This is a genomic window from Rhodococcus sp. AW25M09 (assembly GCF_000333955.1).
GTDB lineage: Bacteria > Actinomycetota > Actinomycetes > Mycobacteriales > Mycobacteriaceae > Rhodococcoides.
In genome coordinates, this window is the sequence record NZ_CAPS01000109.1 from 26327 (window position 1) to 42421 (window position 16095).

The 16095-nt window shown below is 64.4% G+C and carries 13 protein-coding genes; 1 reads left to right on the forward strand and 12 read right to left on the reverse strand.

Annotated elements, in window-relative coordinates; translation table 11 throughout:
* Window positions 1–277: 277 nt before the first annotated feature.
* The gene (locus tag RHODMAR_RS20490) at window positions 278–703 is read right to left on the reverse strand and encodes a PPOX class F420-dependent oxidoreductase (protein WP_042939993.1); all 426 of its coding nucleotides are present in this window, start codon (window positions 701–703) and stop codon (window positions 278–280) included.
* An 81-nt stretch (window positions 704–784) separates the two neighbouring features.
* Window positions 785–2239, reverse strand: a complete 1455-nt coding sequence (locus RHODMAR_RS20495) for an amidohydrolase (RefSeq protein WP_008718385.1) — start codon at window positions 2237–2239, stop codon at window positions 785–787.
* Between the two features lie 73 nt (window positions 2240–2312).
* Between RHODMAR_RS20495 and RHODMAR_RS20500 the strand changes: the two genes are divergently transcribed.
* Entirely contained in the window at window positions 2313–2747 is a 435-nt protein-coding gene (locus RHODMAR_RS20500) for an acyl-CoA thioesterase (protein WP_008718387.1), read from the forward strand.
* On the opposite strand, the gene RHODMAR_RS20505 is transcribed toward RHODMAR_RS20500, so the two are convergent.
* The 10 genes from RHODMAR_RS20505 to RHODMAR_RS20550 all read right to left on the reverse strand — a co-directional run bounded on the left by RHODMAR_RS20505 (window position 2723) and on the right by RHODMAR_RS20550 (window position 16037).
* A complete protein-coding gene (locus tag RHODMAR_RS20505; protein WP_008718389.1) occupies window positions 2723–4669 on the reverse strand; it encodes an acetoacetate--CoA ligase in 1947 nt (648 codons plus the stop codon). The genes RHODMAR_RS20500 and RHODMAR_RS20505 overlap by 25 nt on opposite strands.
* Window positions 4670–4700: 31 nt before the next feature.
* A complete protein-coding gene (locus RHODMAR_RS20510; RefSeq protein ID WP_008718392.1) occupies window positions 4701–6317 on the reverse strand; it encodes an AMP-binding protein in 1617 nt (538 codons plus the stop codon).
* A 52-nt stretch (window positions 6318–6369) separates the two neighbouring features.
* Window positions 6370–7179 carry an ethanolamine ammonia-lyase subunit EutC gene (gene eutC, locus RHODMAR_RS20515; RefSeq protein ID WP_008718395.1) on the reverse strand — a complete coding sequence of 270 codons (810 nt, stop codon included), beginning with the start codon at window positions 7177–7179 and terminating at the stop codon, window positions 6370–6372.
* The gene (locus tag RHODMAR_RS20520) at window positions 7176–8588 is read right to left on the reverse strand and encodes an ethanolamine ammonia-lyase subunit EutB (RefSeq protein ID WP_008718397.1); all 1413 of its coding nucleotides are present in this window, start codon (window positions 8586–8588) and stop codon (window positions 7176–7178) included. Before RHODMAR_RS20520 ends, eutC begins: the two co-directional genes overlap by 4 nt.
* Window positions 8585–10039 carry an ethanolamine permease gene (gene eat / locus RHODMAR_RS20525; RefSeq protein WP_008718400.1) on the reverse strand — a complete coding sequence of 485 codons (1455 nt, stop codon included), beginning with the start codon at window positions 10037–10039 and terminating at the stop codon, window positions 8585–8587. Before eat ends, RHODMAR_RS20520 begins: the two co-directional genes overlap by 4 nt.
* A 137-nt stretch (window positions 10040–10176) precedes the next feature.
* Window positions 10177–11160, reverse strand: a complete 984-nt coding sequence (locus tag RHODMAR_RS20530) for a cation diffusion facilitator family transporter (protein ID WP_042939996.1) — start codon at window positions 11158–11160, stop codon at window positions 10177–10179.
* 33 nt (window positions 11161–11193) lie between these two features.
* Window positions 11194–11733 (reverse strand): DUF779 domain-containing protein, encoded by a 540-nt coding sequence (locus tag RHODMAR_RS20535; RefSeq protein WP_008718403.1) that lies wholly within the window; start codon window positions 11731–11733, stop codon window positions 11194–11196.
* Window positions 11733–13256 (reverse strand): acetaldehyde dehydrogenase ExaC, encoded by a 1524-nt coding sequence (exaC, locus tag RHODMAR_RS20540; protein ID WP_008718405.1) that lies wholly within the window; start codon window positions 13254–13256, stop codon window positions 11733–11735. The genes RHODMAR_RS20535 and exaC overlap by 1 nt, the downstream gene beginning before the upstream one ends.
* An 88-nt stretch (window positions 13257–13344) precedes the next feature.
* The gene (locus tag RHODMAR_RS20545; RefSeq protein ID WP_008718407.1) at window positions 13345–14523 is read right to left on the reverse strand and encodes a lipase family protein; all 1179 of its coding nucleotides are present in this window, start codon (window positions 14521–14523) and stop codon (window positions 13345–13347) included.
* Window positions 14520–16037, reverse strand: coding sequence for a M28 family peptidase (locus RHODMAR_RS20550; protein ID WP_157226157.1), 1518 nt, complete (start codon window positions 16035–16037; stop codon window positions 14520–14522). The genes RHODMAR_RS20545 and RHODMAR_RS20550 overlap by 4 nt, the downstream gene beginning before the upstream one ends.
* Between the last annotated feature and the right edge of the window lie 58 nt (window positions 16038–16095).

Genomic DNA, 16095 nt, shown 5'->3' on the forward strand with positions numbered 1-16095 from the left:
GCCTCTCTTTTCCACAATCACACGCGCCCCCACCGGCTGCCGGACGGGCAGCGATCGGTGGGCACCGAACACGTAGAGCACACTGACTACTTCGTTCTCTATTTTCTCACCGCGAACAACTCGAAAGTTACCTTTCAGTACATATCCGCGTGAACGTACCTGAGCGTTACACCGAAACACATCCATCGAGCGCGTCGGACCGGACCGTCCGAGAGCGACCGACGCGATTGCGCACCCGGTCAATCTACAGTGCCGACTGCGTGGAGAGGTGCTGTCGTCATGCCGTCATGTCGAAAGCTGCAATCACCTTGTTCGGTGTCACTCGAACGATCAATTCACCCGGAACACCGTTGCGAGCACCGAACTCTGCGGCCCGTTCGCTGCCCATGTACCGGGCGCCGATCTCCGTCGCGGTGCGGATCAACTCCTCGGGATCCTCGTCCACCGAGGCGATGCCCTGAACCTGGACGAAACCGTACGGCGGCTCTTCGAGATCGACGGTCAACACCACTCGTGGATCACGACGGATCGCCCGTCCCTTGGCCGTATCGGCCCCGGTGTTGAACACGATCTCCTCGCCCTCGACGACGAACCAGATCGGTGCCACCAGGGGCCTGCCGTCCGAGGCCAGGTACCCGAGTTTTCCGGTGCGGGTACCTGCGGAGAGGAATTCACGTACGCGCGGGTCGGTGAACGAGGTCATCGAAACCACGCTACGCGGGCTTCGCCGTCGTGCGCCTTTTGCATCCCTCTGGGTATGCAAAAGGCGCACGAGGGCGAAGCCCTATACCGCTGCATGGGTGAGCGCGCCGGCGCAGATCGTCGCCCTGATCTCCGTGTCGGCCAGATCGTGCACCGAGCGATGCTCGGGATGCTCGACGAGAACGACGATGTCCGCCGCGTCCCCCACTCGCAGTACCCCGCGTCCTCCGCTCGCGGCCCGCAGCGACGCGTCGAGCGGGACGGCTTCCTCGGGATGCCACGCAGGTCGGTCGTCGTCGGTTCGAAAGACTGCGGCCGCGACGCCGGCGAGCGGCTCCGGTGGGCTGACGGGGGCGTCCGAACCGAAGAGCAACGTGGCACCGCTGCGATACAGAGAGCCGTACCCGTAGCCGACCGAGCGCCGTCCGGACCACAGGTGCTCGGCGATGTCACGATCGGACATGGCGTGCTGAGGCTGCACCGATGCCGCGACGCCCAACGCGGCGAAACGTGCGATGTCCTCGGGCAGCACCTGCTGCGCATGTTCGATTCGACCGCCGCAGCCGGCGTGCTCGAACGCGTCGAGCGCGAGGCCGTTGGCGCGGTCACCGATTGCGTGAATGGCCGGGACTATGCCCCCGCGCGATGCCCGTGAGACGAGCTCGAACAGGCTCTCCCGCGTCTCGAGCAGCAGACCGTACGCGTCGTCGCCGTCGACGCCCGGGTACCGATCGTGGCAGCACGCCGTTCGGGTGTTCAGCGAGCCGTCGAGCATCACCTTGAGCGGGCCGCGCCGGATCAATTCCGAGAGCGCCGAGACGTCGCCGGTCCGCTCGCCGAGATCGAGTGCTTCGTCCAGCCATTGCGGCCACACCGTCGTGTCGACACGCACCGCAGGCGAACCGGCGGACAGTCGACGATCCCAGACGGTCCGGTTGTCGGCGAACTCGAAATCCACGACGCCGGTGACACCGCGGACCGCCAGTACCGCGGTGGCGTCGAGCACCGCCCGATCGAGTTCGGCCGGGTCCTCCTGCTCTTCGAGTGCCATGACCGCTTCGAGACCGTCCACATCGCGCAGAACACCGGTGGGGTGATCGATTCCCAGATCACCGAGCAGCGCGGGGCTCAGCCACAGCGTGTGCAGGTCCATGCTCGTCATCGCCACGCGAACCCCGGGCAGCGCATTTTCGAGCAGATCCTTGTGCGGCTCCTCGGGCCAGTGCGCGTCACGGAAGCCGTTGGCGCGCACCACTGAATCACCTGCTGTTCTCGCGTAGGGGTACACCAGTGCGACCGCGTCGGCCGCCGACAATGCCGGTCCGACGTCGATTCGCCGCCGCGCCGCCGCCCACTGAGTCAGATGTACGTGACTGTCCACGAACCCTGGCAGGGCGACCCCACCCCCACCGTCGAGCACCTCGTCGCCGAGACTGCGTCGCTGCCCGGCAGGGGTGATCGACGCGATGGCCGAACCCGCAAGTTCGATGTCGAAAAGCACGCCGGAGCCATCCAGCGCGACGTTGCCGATAATCACCAGTGGGACTCTAGAGCGTCACCTCGGCGAGCGCGCATGCCATCCTCTTGCAATGAAAACAGAGCCTGTTGCGATGCAGACAGATCGGACCGATCCCGTCGGGTATCACGCGACCGTCACCGTGCGCTGGTCGGACATGGACGCCTTCGCGCACATCAATCACGCGCGCATGGTGACCCTCCTCGAGGAGGCCCGTATCGAGTGGCTGCTCAGCGAAGGTGAGGCCAACGAGTCGCTGATCAAGAGTGCCTTGATCGCCAACGTGGCCATCGCGTACAAGAAGCCGCTTCGACACTCGGACGGCCCGCTCGACGTCACGTTGTGGTTCGAAAAGGTACGTGCGGTCGACTTCACCATCGGATACGAGGTGCGGGCTGCGGGTGCCGCGCCCGATTCACCGCCCGCGGTGGTGGCGACCACGCGGATGGCGATGGTCGACGTCGGTGCCGAGACCCTGCGTCGAATCTCGCCGGAGGAGAAGGCCTATCTCGCGCGGTGGACTCGCTGATTCTCGGCCGCGCGGTCGACGAACCACTGCACAGCTGCAGGGTCGTCGACGGCACTGGTATCGAGAGTTCCTGCAGCAGCGGCACCTTGAAAAATACGTTTGAGTGGCACCTCGAGCTTCTTCCCGGTCCGAGTGTGCGGAATGGCGGGCGCGGCGATGATGTCGTCGGGGACGTGCCGCGGTGACGCCTGCGTTCTGATGACAGCGTCGATGCGTTCGCGCAGCTCGTCGGTCAACCCGTCCGGGACCACGACGAACAGGGGCATCCAGTACCCGCCGTCCGGCAGTTCGATGCCGAGCACGAGAGCTTCGGTGACCTCGTTCAGCGATTCGACCGCCTGGTAGATATCAGCGCTGCCCATGCGAATCCCGTTGCGGTTGAGTGTCGAATCGGATCGTCCGTGGACGAGAACACTGCCGTGCTCGGTCACCGTGATCCAGTCGCCGTGACGCCATATCCCCGGATAGGTGTCGAAGTAGGCGTCTCGGTATCGACTGCCGTCGGCGTCGTTCCAGAAATACAACGGCATCGACGGCATGGGCTCGGTGACGACCAGTTCACCGACCGTCCCCTGCATCGATCCACCGTTCTCGTCGTAGGCGTCGAGCGCGACACCGAGGAACGGGACCGACAGCTCCCCTGCCCACACGGGCGCGGTCCGCACTCCCCCGGCGAAGGCCGACACCACGTCGGTTCCGCCCGAGATGGAAAAGACGGGCACCTGCGCGCCGACGTTCTCCGACAACCAGATCGACGACGAGGCCGGCATCGCAGAACCGGTGATACCGATGCCTCGCAGTGCCTTCAGGTCGTGATCGGTGCCTGGACGAGTATCGGCCTTGATACACGCGAGCACGTAGCCGGGACTGGTTCCGAGGTAGGTCACCCCCAGCCTGGCTGCGATGTCCCACAATGCATCCGGCTTCGGAAACGCTGGACTGCCGTCGGCGCACACGATCGTGGCACCGGTCAGCAGCCCGGCGATCTGGAAGTTCCACATCATCCAGCTCGGGCTGGTGTACCAGAAGAACACATCTTCTGAACTTAGGTCCGACTGCAGTGCAACAGATTTCAGGTGTTCGAGCACCACGCCTCCGTGGCCGTGCACGATCCCCTTGGGCAGACCCGTGGTGCCCGAGGAGAATACGATCCACAGCGGGTGCTCGAACGGCACAGCCACAGGCGACAATTGTCGTCGTTCGGCCGTCGCATTCGACCAGCTCCGGGAACTTCCCGACGCGTCGCCGACAGTGACGACCACCCGCACCGTTGTCAATGCGTCCACCACCGCGCCGACATCGCTGGACTTGTCCCGAAATTGTCCTCCGTAGCTGTACCCGGAGGCGGTGATCAACGCAGCGGGTTCGAGTTGTCCCAATCGGTCGATTGCCGCGGAGGCCGAATAGTCCTGCCCGCATGCGGACCACACTGCACCCAGGCTCGCGGTCGCGAGGAATGCGATCACGGCCTCGGGAATGTTCGGCAGGTACCCGACGACGCGATCGCCGCGGCCGACGCCTGCATCGGCGAGCGTGCCCGCGAGCGCTCCCGCTTGCTCGACCATCTCTGCCCACGTCACGGTCCGGACCGAGCCGTCCTCACGAGCATGAACGATGGCCGCACGATCGGGTCGAGCGTGCCGGATCACCTGGTCCACGTAGTTCAGTTCGGTCCCCGGAAACCACTGGGCACCCGGCATACCGCGGTTCTCGAGCACCCTCGTCGGCTCGGTGTCGGATCGGATCTCGAAGAAATCCCACACGGCCCGCCAGAACGATTCCAGCTCGTCGATCGACCATCGCCACAAACTCCGATAGTCCGGCAGTGTCACCTCGTGACGTTGCTCGACGAACCGCGCGAACTCGGTCACCCTGGCCTCGTCCACATCGGCATCCGTCGGCGTCCACAGCGCACTGATCATGGAAGGAAGTATGGCAGCCGAACGGTCGCTCTCAGATCAATCCGAGCGAGCGTTCTCGCATCTCCACCTTCCTGACCTTGCCGGTGACTGTCATCGGGAACTCGTCGACGACGTGCACGTACCGCGGAATCTTGTAGTGCGCGAGCCGGCCATCGCAGAATGCGCGCACGGCGGCCGAATCGAGCGGCGCAGCAACGTCTCTCATTCTGATCCACACCATCAGCTCCTCACCGTACTTCGCATCGGGCACACCGATGACCTGTGCGTCGAGGATGTCGGGGTGGGTATAGAGGAACTCCTCCACTTCGCGCGGATAGACGTTTTCACCGCCGCGAATCACCATGTCCTTGATCCGTCCGGTGATCGCCACATAGCCGTCTTCGTCCATCACCCCGATGTCGCCGGTGTGCATCCAACGCTCGTCGTCGATGGCCTCCGCCGTTTTCTCCGGCTGCTCCCAATATCCCAACATCACCGAATAACCGCGGGTGCACAGCTCGCCTGCGTCTCCGCGCGGCACCGTGTGGCCCAGGACCGGATCGACGATCTTCACCTCGAGATGCGGCCCGACGCGTCCGACGGTGGACACCCGCTGTTCGATCGAGTCGTCGCTTCGGGTCTGCAGCGATACCGGCGAGGTCTCGGTCATGCCGTAACAGATGGACACCTCCGTCATTCCCATGCGATCGATCACCTGCTTCATCACCTCGGTGGGGCACGGCGAGCCGGCCATGATTCCGGTGCGCAGGCTGCCGAGGTCGAACTCTCCGAAGTTCTCGAGGGCGAGTTCGGCGATGAACATGGTGGGGACGCCGTAGAGAGACGTGCACTTTTCCGACGCCACCGCAGTCAACGTCGCGACCGGGTCGAACGACGGGCCGGGAATGACCATCGCCGCCCCGTGCGAGGTGCACGCGAGATTGCCCATCACCATGCCGAAGCAGTGATAGAACGGCACCGGGATACACACCCGGTCCTCCGCGGTGTAATGGCAGAGCTCGCCGACGAAGAAGCCGTTGTTCAGAATGTTCCGATGACTCAGCGTCGCACCCTTCGGAAAACCTGTTGTTCCCGAGGTGTACTGGATGTTGATCGCATCGTCTGCGCGCAGCTGCTCGGATACGTCGGTGATCATCTTCGGAGTCTTCGCCAATGCGCGATGTCCGCGATCGGTCATCGCCTCCCATTGAATGGTGCCGATGAAGAGAACCTCACGCAGCGTCGGCACCTCGGGACGCACACCGGCGATGATCGCCGCATAGTCCGAACCCTTGAACTCGCCGGCCGACAACAATACCGAGACCCCGGCCTGCTTCAGTACGAACTGCAGCTCGTGCGCACGGTACGCGGGATTGATGTTGACCAGCACCGCACCGATCTTGGCGGTCGCGTATTGCGCCAGCACCCACTCCGGACAGTTCGGTGCCCACATCCCGACGCGGTCACCGACAGCGACGCCGGCCACGAGCAGTCCGGCCGCCAACAGATCGACGTCGGCCACGAATTCCGAATAGGTCCAGCGACGCCCGGAGGTCACATCGATCAGCGCGTCACGATCGGAGTACTTCGCTGCGGTTCGATCCAGATTCGTGCCGATCGTGTCGTCCAGAACCGCTGTGTCCGACGTACCGGAGGAGTAACTGTCCATGGCCTACACGGTAGTGACGCCGATCACCCACAGCCACCCCCGAATAGGGGCCTCACTCCAGAGTGAGGGCCTCGGCGGCCTCGAGCACATCGGCTCGAGACGTATCCTTCAGCGCCACTCCGGACCGCCCGAGTTTCCTCGCGCCGGCCAGCAGACCAGCGACGATCCGAGCCGACTGGGCGTACCCCTGCCCCTCGGGCGGATGGATGTTCGAGATGCAGTTGCGATCGGCGTCCGTGCGGCCCGGCTTCGGCAGATGCGTCAGGTAGATACCGAGACTGTCTGCCACCGACAAACCCGGGCGCTCCCCGATCAGAACCAACACCGTCCGCACGCCCATCGCCGCGGCGATGTGATCTCCCAACGCCACCCGCGCCTCGGTCGCGATCACCGGAGCCGCAATCGAATACCGATCCGCCAGTTCTGTTTTCAACGCTTCCAGCATCGGTACACCGTGATCGGCGAGAGCACGCGGAGACAATCCGTCGCTCAACACGATGCCGATCTCGTCCTCCGAGAGCGTGATCGCCGACAGATCCTCCGGCTGCCGACCCATGTCGGGCCGTCGTAGATACTCCGCCCGACTCGTCGCCAGCGACGTCACCACCGATGGCGCACCGAGACCCACCTGCTCCACCCGACCCACGAACTCCTCGACATCGAGCGGCTGGTGCACAGCATCCCGCGCCGCAGCGTGCGCCGACCGAAACTCGAGCACCCGCGTCGTCGGCAACGAATCGCCGATGCGTCCCAACCCGATCCGCGCCTGCGTCATCGCTCGCAACTCGCCCCAGAACTCTGCTTCCGGTCGTTCCGCAGGCTCCACTCCTGCCGCTCCCGATTGTTCGACTGGTTCGGTCATCGCGCACTCATCAAGGCTCGCAACGGCGATCCCGCAGCGTCGACGTCGAGGACTCGACCGTCGGCGTCCACCATTCCCAGTCGCGAGAGCCACGACTCGAACTCCGGTGCAGGACGCAGGCCGAGTACCTGCCGAACGTAGAGCACATCGTGGAAGCTCAGCGATTGGTACCCGAGCATGACGTCGTCGGCACCGGGCACCGCGATGACGAACGCGACCCCGGCTGCACCGAGCAGCGTCAACAACGTATCCATGTCGTCCTGATCGGCCTCGGCGTGATTGGTGTAGCACACGTCCACGCCCATCGGCAGGCCCAGCAGCTTGCCGCAGAAGTGATCTTCGAGTCCTGCTCTGATGATCTGCTTGCCGTCGTACAAATACTCGGGCCCGATGAACCCGACGACCGTGTTGATCAGCAGCGGCTCGAGATCGCGGGCCACCGCGTACGCGCGAGTTTCGAGCGTCTGCTGATCGACGGGACGGTCGCCGGTACCGATATGTGCGCCGGCCGACAACGCCGAACCCTGCCCTGTTTCGAGGTACATGACGTTGTTTCCGACGGTTCCGCGGTGCAGGGATCGGCCGGCCTCGTTGGCTTGCCGAAGTAGCGGGATGTTCACTCCGAAGCTCGAATTGGCTCCTTCGGTACCCGCGATGGATTGAAACACCAGATCGACCGGGACGCCCTTGTCGATCAGTTCCATCGTTGTCGTCACGTGCGAGAGCACACACGACTGCGTGGGGATCTCGAAGCGCTGGCGGATATCGTCCAGCAGATGCAACAACTCCGCCGTCGCCTGGGGCGAATCGGTCGCGGGGTTGATCCCGATCACCGCGTCCCCCGAACCGAGGAGCAGTCCGTCCAGCGTGGCCGCCGCTATTCCGCGGGGATCGTCGGTCGGATGGTTCGGTTGCAACCGCGTGGTGAGGGTTCCTGGCAGTCCCACCGTGGTCCGGAATGCCGACGTCACCTGCGCGGCCCGGGACACCGCGATCAGATCCTGATTGCGCATGATCTTGCTGACCGCCGCCACCATCTCCGGAGTCAGTCCGGCGGCCACCGAACGCAGCGTCGCGGCGGCATCGGGGGCGGCCGTGACCTGCAGCAGCCAGTCCCGCAGCCCTCCCACCGTCAGGTGCGAGATCGCCCCGAAGGCGATGCGGTCGTGTGAATCGATGATGAGCCGAGTGACCTCGTCGGTCTCGTACGGAACGAGCAGATCGTTGAGGAACACCTCGAGTGAGACCTCCGACAGCGCCCACTGCGCCGCCGCCCGCTCGGCATCCGACGAGGCTGCGCAGCCGGCCAATTCGTCGCCCGATCGCAATGGTGTCGCCTTGGCCATCAGGTCGACCAGACCGTCGAACGAGTAGGTGGTGCCCGAGACCTGCTGGGTGTAGACCGTCATTCCAGTTCGGCCTCGGCCGCGGCCAGCGCAGCGAACTCCTCGTCCGGCGAATTGGCGACGAGGTGGTGCCTGCTGTACAAACCGAAGTAGGCCATGAAGGCCACGAATACGCCGAGGCACCACAGTGCTGCAGTGGAATCGACGACGAACGTCGCGACGACGGCGAGCGCGGCGACGACCAATGCGAATCCCGTGGTCACCACGCCGCCGGGAGTGCGGTACGGCCGGTCCATGTTCGGCTCGCGGCGACGAAGCACGATGTGGCTGACCATCATCAGAACGTAGCTCAGAGCAGCCCCGAACACAGCCATGTTGAGCAACATTCCGCCCTGGCCGGTCAGCGAGAGCAGGAAGCCGATGACGCCGGGCACGATCAGCGCGAGCGTCGGAGCCTTGCGAGAGTTGGTGATGGAGAGGGTTTTCGGCAGGTATCCGGCGCGCGAGAGAGCGAAGAGCTGACGCGAGTACGCGTACATGATGGAGAAGAAGGACGCGACCAAGCCGGCCAGGCCGATGTAGTTGACGATCTTGCTCGCCGTTCCGTCCCCGAGTGCTTCCACCAACGGATTTCCCGACTCCTTGACTGCGTCGGCTCCGCCCGCGCCGGTGACGAGGAACAGCACGACGGCACCGGTGACGAGCAGAATGCCCATGGCGGCGATGATGCCGCGCGGAACGTTCTTCGTCGGATCCTTGGCCTCCTCGGCGGCCAGCGGCACGCCTTCGATGGCCAGGAAGAACCAGATGGCGAACGGAACTGCGGCCCAGATACCGAGGTAGCCGAACGGCAGGAATCCGGAGGCCCCGGCAGCGTCGGTGGGCGCGATGTCGGTCAGGTTGCTCGCGTCGAACTGGCCGATGGCGGCGATGGCGAACACCACCAGTCCGACCAAGGCGATACCGGTGATGACGAACATGATCTTGAGCGCTTCGCCTGCGCCGGAGAGGTGGATTCCGATGAACACTGCGTAGACCACCAGGTAGACCCACCAGCCGTCGGTGATGCCGAACAACCCGAGCGATTCGACGTAGGCACCGATGAACGTCGCGATCGCTGCGGGAGCGATGGCGTATTCGATGAGAATTGCTGTGCCGGTGGCAAATCCACCCCACGGACCCAGGGCCCGGCGGGCGAAGGTGTAGCCGCCGCCCGCAGCGGGCAGCGCCGAGGACATCTCGGCCATACCGAGAACCATCGCCAGGTACATGCCGGCGATGATGATCGCGGCGATGAACAGACCGCCGAAACCGCCTTCGGCGAGACCGAGGTTCCACCCGGAGTAGTCGCCGGAGATGACGTAGCTGACTCCGAGACCGGCCAGCAGCACCCAGCCCGCGGTCCCCTTCTTCAAGGTCCGCTTGGCGAGATAGTCATCCCCCTCGACATGCGACTGAGAGCTCTCGCTGGTACCCGATTTCGGCTGAGGCGACTGAGGATCTTTCACTGACATTGCAAGCCTCTCCTGGCCAATGCGCTCGGAGCGAGGGTTACGCCCGAGGGAACGATTCACAACATGTGTGGCGCGCGAATTCGGATAAAGATAGGCCCATTGTGTGAGCGTCGCGTCATCGATAGATGACGGTCGAATTACGACTGATGACCCACGGTGTTGACGTCACCGATGTCGCCCTCGTCCGGTTCGGCGACTGTCAGTACCGCGTCCACCACAGCCCTGTTGGTTTCCAGCTCACGCTCCAGTCGCCGGAGCGTGCGTGCGATACGTGACTCCGCGAAGTCACCGACGAGGTCGACACTCGCCACCAGGTAGATCTGCTTGGGACCGACGAACTCGATGCGCACGAACCGGACCGAGGCCACCTCGGGGAGTCCCTCGATTCGTTGCACCACCGCGTTCCATAATGCTCTCGATCCTGGTTCACCGGTGAGGAATCGACGGTTTCGATCGATGAGCACGAAGGCGACGAACCCGAGCAGTACACCCACCAGAATGGAACCGATGGCATCGAAGGCGGCCGAGCCGGTCAGCTGATGCAATCCGATTCCAGCACCGGCGATGACGATGCCGACCAGTGCGGCGCTGTCCTCGGCGAACACTGCGCGCAACGTCGGGTCCGAGGTCTCGAGCGCGTAGTCGAGAAAGTCCCTGTCGTACTCGGCCGCCTCGCCCCGAATCTGCCGAACCGATTGCAGAAACGACAGTCCCTCGAGCACGAACGCGAGGGCCAGAACCACGTAGGCGACGAGGTAGTTCTCGCTGCTCGATTCGCCAGCCAGTAGCGAGGTGATGCCATGCCACACCGACACGGCCGCGCCTGCGACGAAGAGTCCGATCGCCGCGAGCGTCGACCAGAAGTACGTCTCGCGTCCGTACCCGAGTGGCCGCTGCTCGTCCGGCCCGCGCGATCCTCGACGATTGGCCACGAGCAGGAAGATCTCGTTACCGGTATCGGCCCACGAGTGCGCGGCCTCGGCGACCATCGACGCCGACCCGGTGAACACGGCGGCGAAGGTTTTGGCGATCGCGACACCGAGATTGGCCACGAACGCAATGGCGACGGTCCGCATGCTCTCGCCGCCATCGGCCGCGTCGGACTTCGTTGTGCTCTTCATCTTTCGCACTGTATGCGCTCCGCGCAGCCGCACTCAGCCCTGGAGCATCCCCGGGACGGGACATGCGTCGACTGCCTCGGCAACCACCAACGGGTCGTCGGGAACCTCGGGCCGTCGGCCTTCTTCCCAGTCGACGCCGACGAGCGGTGGATGCTCGGTGAGGATCTCGTTCTCCTCGGCCGTGTATGCCCGCCCGCGACTGAGGAAGCGCACTCCTTCGGGCGATTCGAGCGAGAACCCGCCACCGCGGCCGGGCACCACGTCGAGCACGAGCTGGGTATGCTTCCACGCCTGGAACTGCGATCCCGAAATCCAGACCGGCACACCATCTTCACCGGTCGGCAAGTCCTGGGGTATCTCGCCGACACCGAGCCGGAGGTCGATGTACCCGAGCAGGACATCGCGGTCACCCACGATGAATTCTCCTGCGGGGTAACACATCGGCGACGACCCGTCGCAGCATCCCCCGGACTGATGCATCATCAGCTCGCCGTGGATACCGCCGAGGCGACGGAGCAGGTCCATCGCCTCGACGGTTGTCTTCAGCCGCGCGGGCGGCCGAGGGGTGTTCATCAGAAGAAGCCCTGTGCCTTCTGCGCGTAACTGACCAACAGGTTCTTGGTCTGCTGGTAGTGATCGAGCATCATCTTGTGGTTCTCGCGGCCGATGCCGGACTGCTTGTAGCCACCGAACGCAGCGTGCGCGGGGTACTGATGGTAGGTGTTGGTCCACACCCGACCGGCCTGAATATCACGACCCGCACGGTAGGCGATGCCGCCGTCACGCGACCACACTCCGGCACCGAGTCCGTACAAAGTGTCGTTCGCCTGGGAGATCGCATCGTCGTAATCGGTGAACGACGTCACCGAGACGACGGGTCCGAAGATCTCCTCCTGGAAGATGCGCATGTTGTTCTTGCCGGTGAAGATCGTCGGCTGCACGTAGTAGCCGCCGTTGAGGTCGCCGCCGAGCTGTGCGCGCTCGCCACCGGTGACGACCTGTGCGCCTTCGCCTTTGCCGATCTCGATGTAGGAGAGGATCTTCTCGAGCTGATCGTTCGATGCCTGAGCGCCGATCATGGTCTCGGTGTCGAGCGGATCTCCCTGACGCACAGCCTTGGTGCGGATGGCAGCCAGCGCAAGGAACTCGTCGAAGATGTCCGCCTGGATCAGCGAACGCGACGGGCAGGTGCACACTTCACCCTGGTTGAGGGCGAACATCGTGAAGCCCTCGAGGGCCTTGTCCTGGTAGTCGTCGTTGGCCTGCAACACGTCGGAGAAGAAGACGTTGGGGCTCTTGCCACCGAGCTCCAGCGTCACCGGGATGAGGTTCTGCGATGCGTACTGCATGATCAGACGGCCGGTGGTGGTCTCACCGGTGAACGCGATCTTGGCGATGCGCGGGCTCGATGCCAGCGGCTTGCCTGCTTCGACGCCGAATCCGTTGACGATGTTCAGCACGCCGGCGGGCAGCAGGTCACCGATGATAGAGATCAGGTGCAGGATCGACGCGGGGGTCTGCTCGGCGGGCTTGAGCACCACGGCGTTACCGGCGGCGAGTGCGGGAGCGAGCTTCCACACGGCCATCAGGATCGGGAAGTTCCACGGGATGATCTGGCCGACGACGCCCAGGGGCTCGTGGAAGTGGTAAGCGACTGTGTCGGAGTCGATTTCGGACAGTGAGCCCTCTTGCGCCCGGATGCAGCCGGCGAAGTAGCGGAAGTGATCGACGGCCAACGGGATGTCCGCGTTGAGGGTCTCGCGGATCGGCTTGCCGTTGTCCCAGGACTCCGCCAGCGCGATGGACTCGAGGTTCTCGGCGATGCGGTCGGCAATCTTGTTGAGGATCACGGCGCGCTCGGCCGCAGATGTCTTGCCCCACGCGGGGGCAGCGGCGTGTGCAGCGTCGAGTGCGAGCTCGATGTCCTCGGAAGTGGAGCGCGCTACCTCGCAGAAATTCTCGCCGGTGACCGGAGTCGGGTTCTCGAAGTACTGGCCCTTGACCGGTGGCACCCATTCGCCACCGATCCAGTTCTCGTAGCGTGGCTGGAACGACATGATTGCGTCGGCGGTACCTGGACGGGCGTAGACGGACATCTAGCGACTCCTTCTGATCAACAGAACTGATGTGATCCGGAACACTAGACGTCGAAGGGTTGCAACTACGTTGCGTCTTGATCGCCACTCACCCGGAGGATGAAACCGCGGCGATCAACCAGGTCGAGATGGCTGCCGCGGCCTCCGGCGATGTCGGCACAGCAGTGTGTCCACCGGCGTGCACCGCGAACGTCACGTCGTTTCCCGCGGCCCGATAGGTGTCCGCAAGCCCCGAAGCCAGCGGTACCGGAACCACCGGATCAAGCCAACCCGCGTCGATGCGAATCGGGATCGAGGGATCGATACGGAGGTGGCGAACGTCGTTGGCGTCGGCGATGTCTGCGAGCATGTCCAACGCAACCCTGCCGTGGGCACCGACGAGCTCGGAGGGCGCGAGGCCACCGAAAGAGTCCGGTGAAGACAATTCACCGAAGCATCGCGACTCGACCTCGGACAGTAGCGCTGTCGCAGCGGGCGAGAGCCCTCCCTCGGCCACGATCCGGGCGAAGTCCGGGTCCACGGCGCTCGCACCGACGGTCAGTAGCGCGGCAAGTCCGACGACGTCTCCGATCCCCGGTGCTGCCACCGGTACCACTGAGAAGAGTTCGAGCACAGCCCGCATCTCCGTCGGCGGGGTGACCGCCGCTACCCCGCGCAGTCTCAGCGGGCCCCACTCTGCAGGATCGGACGCAGCCGCGAAGAGCGATGCCACGGCTCCTTCGGAATGGCCGACGAGGACCACGTCCGACCCCACACTGGCCTCCCTCGCGTGCACTGCCAGCGCGCCGTCGATGACTGCGCGGGCGAGCGAGGCACCCATGAGATATGGGTGCGGACCCGGTGTACCGATCCCTTCGTAATCCGGCCGCACAACGACGAAGCCTGCGTCCAGCATGCGGGCGACTATCGCGTCACCGGAGTTGGCTCGGACGATCTCCGGGTGCCCGGCGACCATCGAGGACGGCGCACACTTGTCGGCTCCGCCGACGGTCATGTGCGAGAAGACCGCAATCGGCCACCCACCCGGCGGTGGCGGTGTTCGCGGAAGCAGATACGACCCGGACATCTCCACCGCCGACCCGTCCACACCGTGCGAGGTGTGCCGGAAGACGACCGTCCGCGCGGCGTTGGGATGAGCTACCGGACCGTCGGCGACCGTCTTCTCCGAGACGATCACCGGACCGGTCGCGCGCTCGGCGGAAGCGACGGGACAGACGAGCATGCTCATCGTGATCAGCGAACCGATCAGCGCAGTTCGGCGGATCACCGGATCGGTCCGGGGAGGAGTCCGATCCCGGCAGACGGTTCGAAGTCGAGCCGGTCGACGACATCGCGGTAGAACTGCGCGACGGGAACCAGTTGTGTGGTGTCGACCTTGTCGATCGTGTCCGCGTCGTCGTACATGTACAGCGGTCCCGCGATCAGGCTCACCGTCGGCACACCTGCCACGAGCACGAAGGACGCATCGGTGGGGATTCCCCCCAGTGCTTGCGGAATCGTGGCGTTGAGCAACGTCGTACCGCGGACATCGTTGCGACGCAGCGTCTCTGCCATCTCGAACTTCATCCCGAGGTTGAGGTTCTCGAAAATGCCCTTCGGTTCCGGACGGTCGAGGGTGATGAGTTTCCCGTCTTCCGCGATACGCGCATGTTTTCCGACGTGCTCGATGGTCGCGTTGGCCACGATGTTCCACGGTGTCGCGCGGTCCTGGATGTACTTCTTCACGAACGCCATATGACTTTGATATCCGGTGAAGTGGGTATCGAAGGTGACGAACATCAGGCTCTTTTCGCGCAGCGACGCACCGGGACGCTGCGCCTCGGCGCCGTAGTGGTCGGCGAGAGCGATGACCTCTGCGGTGCCGCTGGCGTCTTCCACCGCTCCCGTTCCGACCGAGTCGTGGTGGGACTGAATCATGACGGTATCCGCCGACCGGCCCGGGAGCATTCCGACCACGGTCCGTGCCGTCACGGGTCGGCGATCGACGGTGAGGTCGATGCGGATGTTTCCGGCGTTCTGCGGCAACAGATCTCGAACCCGTGCGCCTTCGTTTCGGGTCACCCACATGCCGGGGATCGTCATCGCGAGTCGGCGGTAGTACTCGTTGTGGTAGCGGTTCGAGTCGAAGTACTCGGCCAGCACACCCACGAAGCCCACTGCGCCTGCGGCCTGAGCAGCGCGCACCGTGGATTCGAGGGAGGTGACATAGGGATTGGCACCGAACAGCAACTCGGGATCGAAGCGATCGTTGTCGGGGTCGTGGATCGCTTCCGCGAAAGGAAGCAACCCAAACACCGGCAGAATGAAGTCGAGGTCGAACAGCACGATCTTCCCGCGTACGTCGACACCCTCGACCGAACCCGTGCCGATGTCCACTACCGGAGCGGTCAGTCCGTCGGTTCCTGTCGTGCGGTATCCGGGACCGGCGTCGGCGGGAATGAACGAATGCGCAACGGGTGCTGCGTCGATCGCAGAATCACCGACGGCGAGGGCGGCACCGGAGGCCGTCCAGTCGTAGGACGTCACTTCCTCGAAGTGCACGTCCGACAGGCCGGCACGGCGGTAGCGATCTGCTACGTATTCCGCGGCCTCGAGCCCTCCCGGCGAACCGGTCGCCCGCGGTGCGATCTCCGTCAGGTCTCGAACCGTCTCCATCATGTCGTCGCTCGAGAAGTCGGCCGCAGGGTCCGCGCCGGCATGCCCCGTCCCCATCAGTACGCCCGCGGCCGCCACGCACCCCGCCATTGCCAACGACCCAGCACGCCGAAACCTGTGCCTCATGCTCTCCCCCATGATCGAACGTTGTAAAGTACGAGTGCGTACTTTACAACGGGAAGAC

Excerpts from the sequence above, each read along its gene's own strand:
- RHODMAR_RS20490 (WP_042939993.1), bottom strand. The coding sequence starts at position 703 with ATGACCTCGTTCACCGACCCGCGCGTACGTGAATTCCTCTCCGCAGGT.
- RHODMAR_RS20500 (WP_008718387.1), top strand. The coding sequence starts at position 2,313 with ATGCAGACAGATCGGACCGATCCCGTCGGGTATCACGCGACCGTCACC.
- RHODMAR_RS20505 (WP_008718389.1), bottom strand. The coding sequence starts at position 4,669 with ATGATCAGTGCGCTGTGGACGCCGACGGATGCCGATGTGGACGAGGCC.
- RHODMAR_RS20510 (WP_008718392.1), bottom strand. The coding sequence starts at position 6,317 with ATGGACAGTTACTCCTCCGGTACGTCGGACACAGCGGTTCTGGACGAC.
- eutC (WP_008718395.1), bottom strand. The coding sequence starts at position 7,179 with ATGACCGAACCAGTCGAACAATCGGGAGCGGCAGGAGTGGAGCCTGCG.
- RHODMAR_RS20520 (WP_008718397.1), bottom strand. The coding sequence starts at position 8,588 with ATGACGGTCTACACCCAGCAGGTCTCGGGCACCACCTACTCGTTCGAC.
- eat (WP_008718400.1), bottom strand. The coding sequence starts at position 10,039 with ATGTCAGTGAAAGATCCTCAGTCGCCTCAGCCGAAATCGGGTACCAGC.
- RHODMAR_RS20530 (WP_042939996.1), bottom strand. The coding sequence starts at position 11,160 with ATGAAGAGCACAACGAAGTCCGACGCGGCCGATGGCGGCGAGAGCATG.
- RHODMAR_RS20535 (WP_008718403.1), bottom strand. The coding sequence starts at position 11,733 with ATGAACACCCCTCGGCCGCCCGCGCGGCTGAAGACAACCGTCGAGGCG.
- exaC (WP_008718405.1), bottom strand. The coding sequence starts at position 13,256 with ATGTCCGTCTACGCCCGTCCAGGTACCGCCGACGCAATCATGTCGTTC.
- RHODMAR_RS20550 (WP_157226157.1), bottom strand. The coding sequence starts at position 16,037 with ATGAGGCACAGGTTTCGGCGTGCTGGGTCGTTGGCAATGGCGGGGTGC.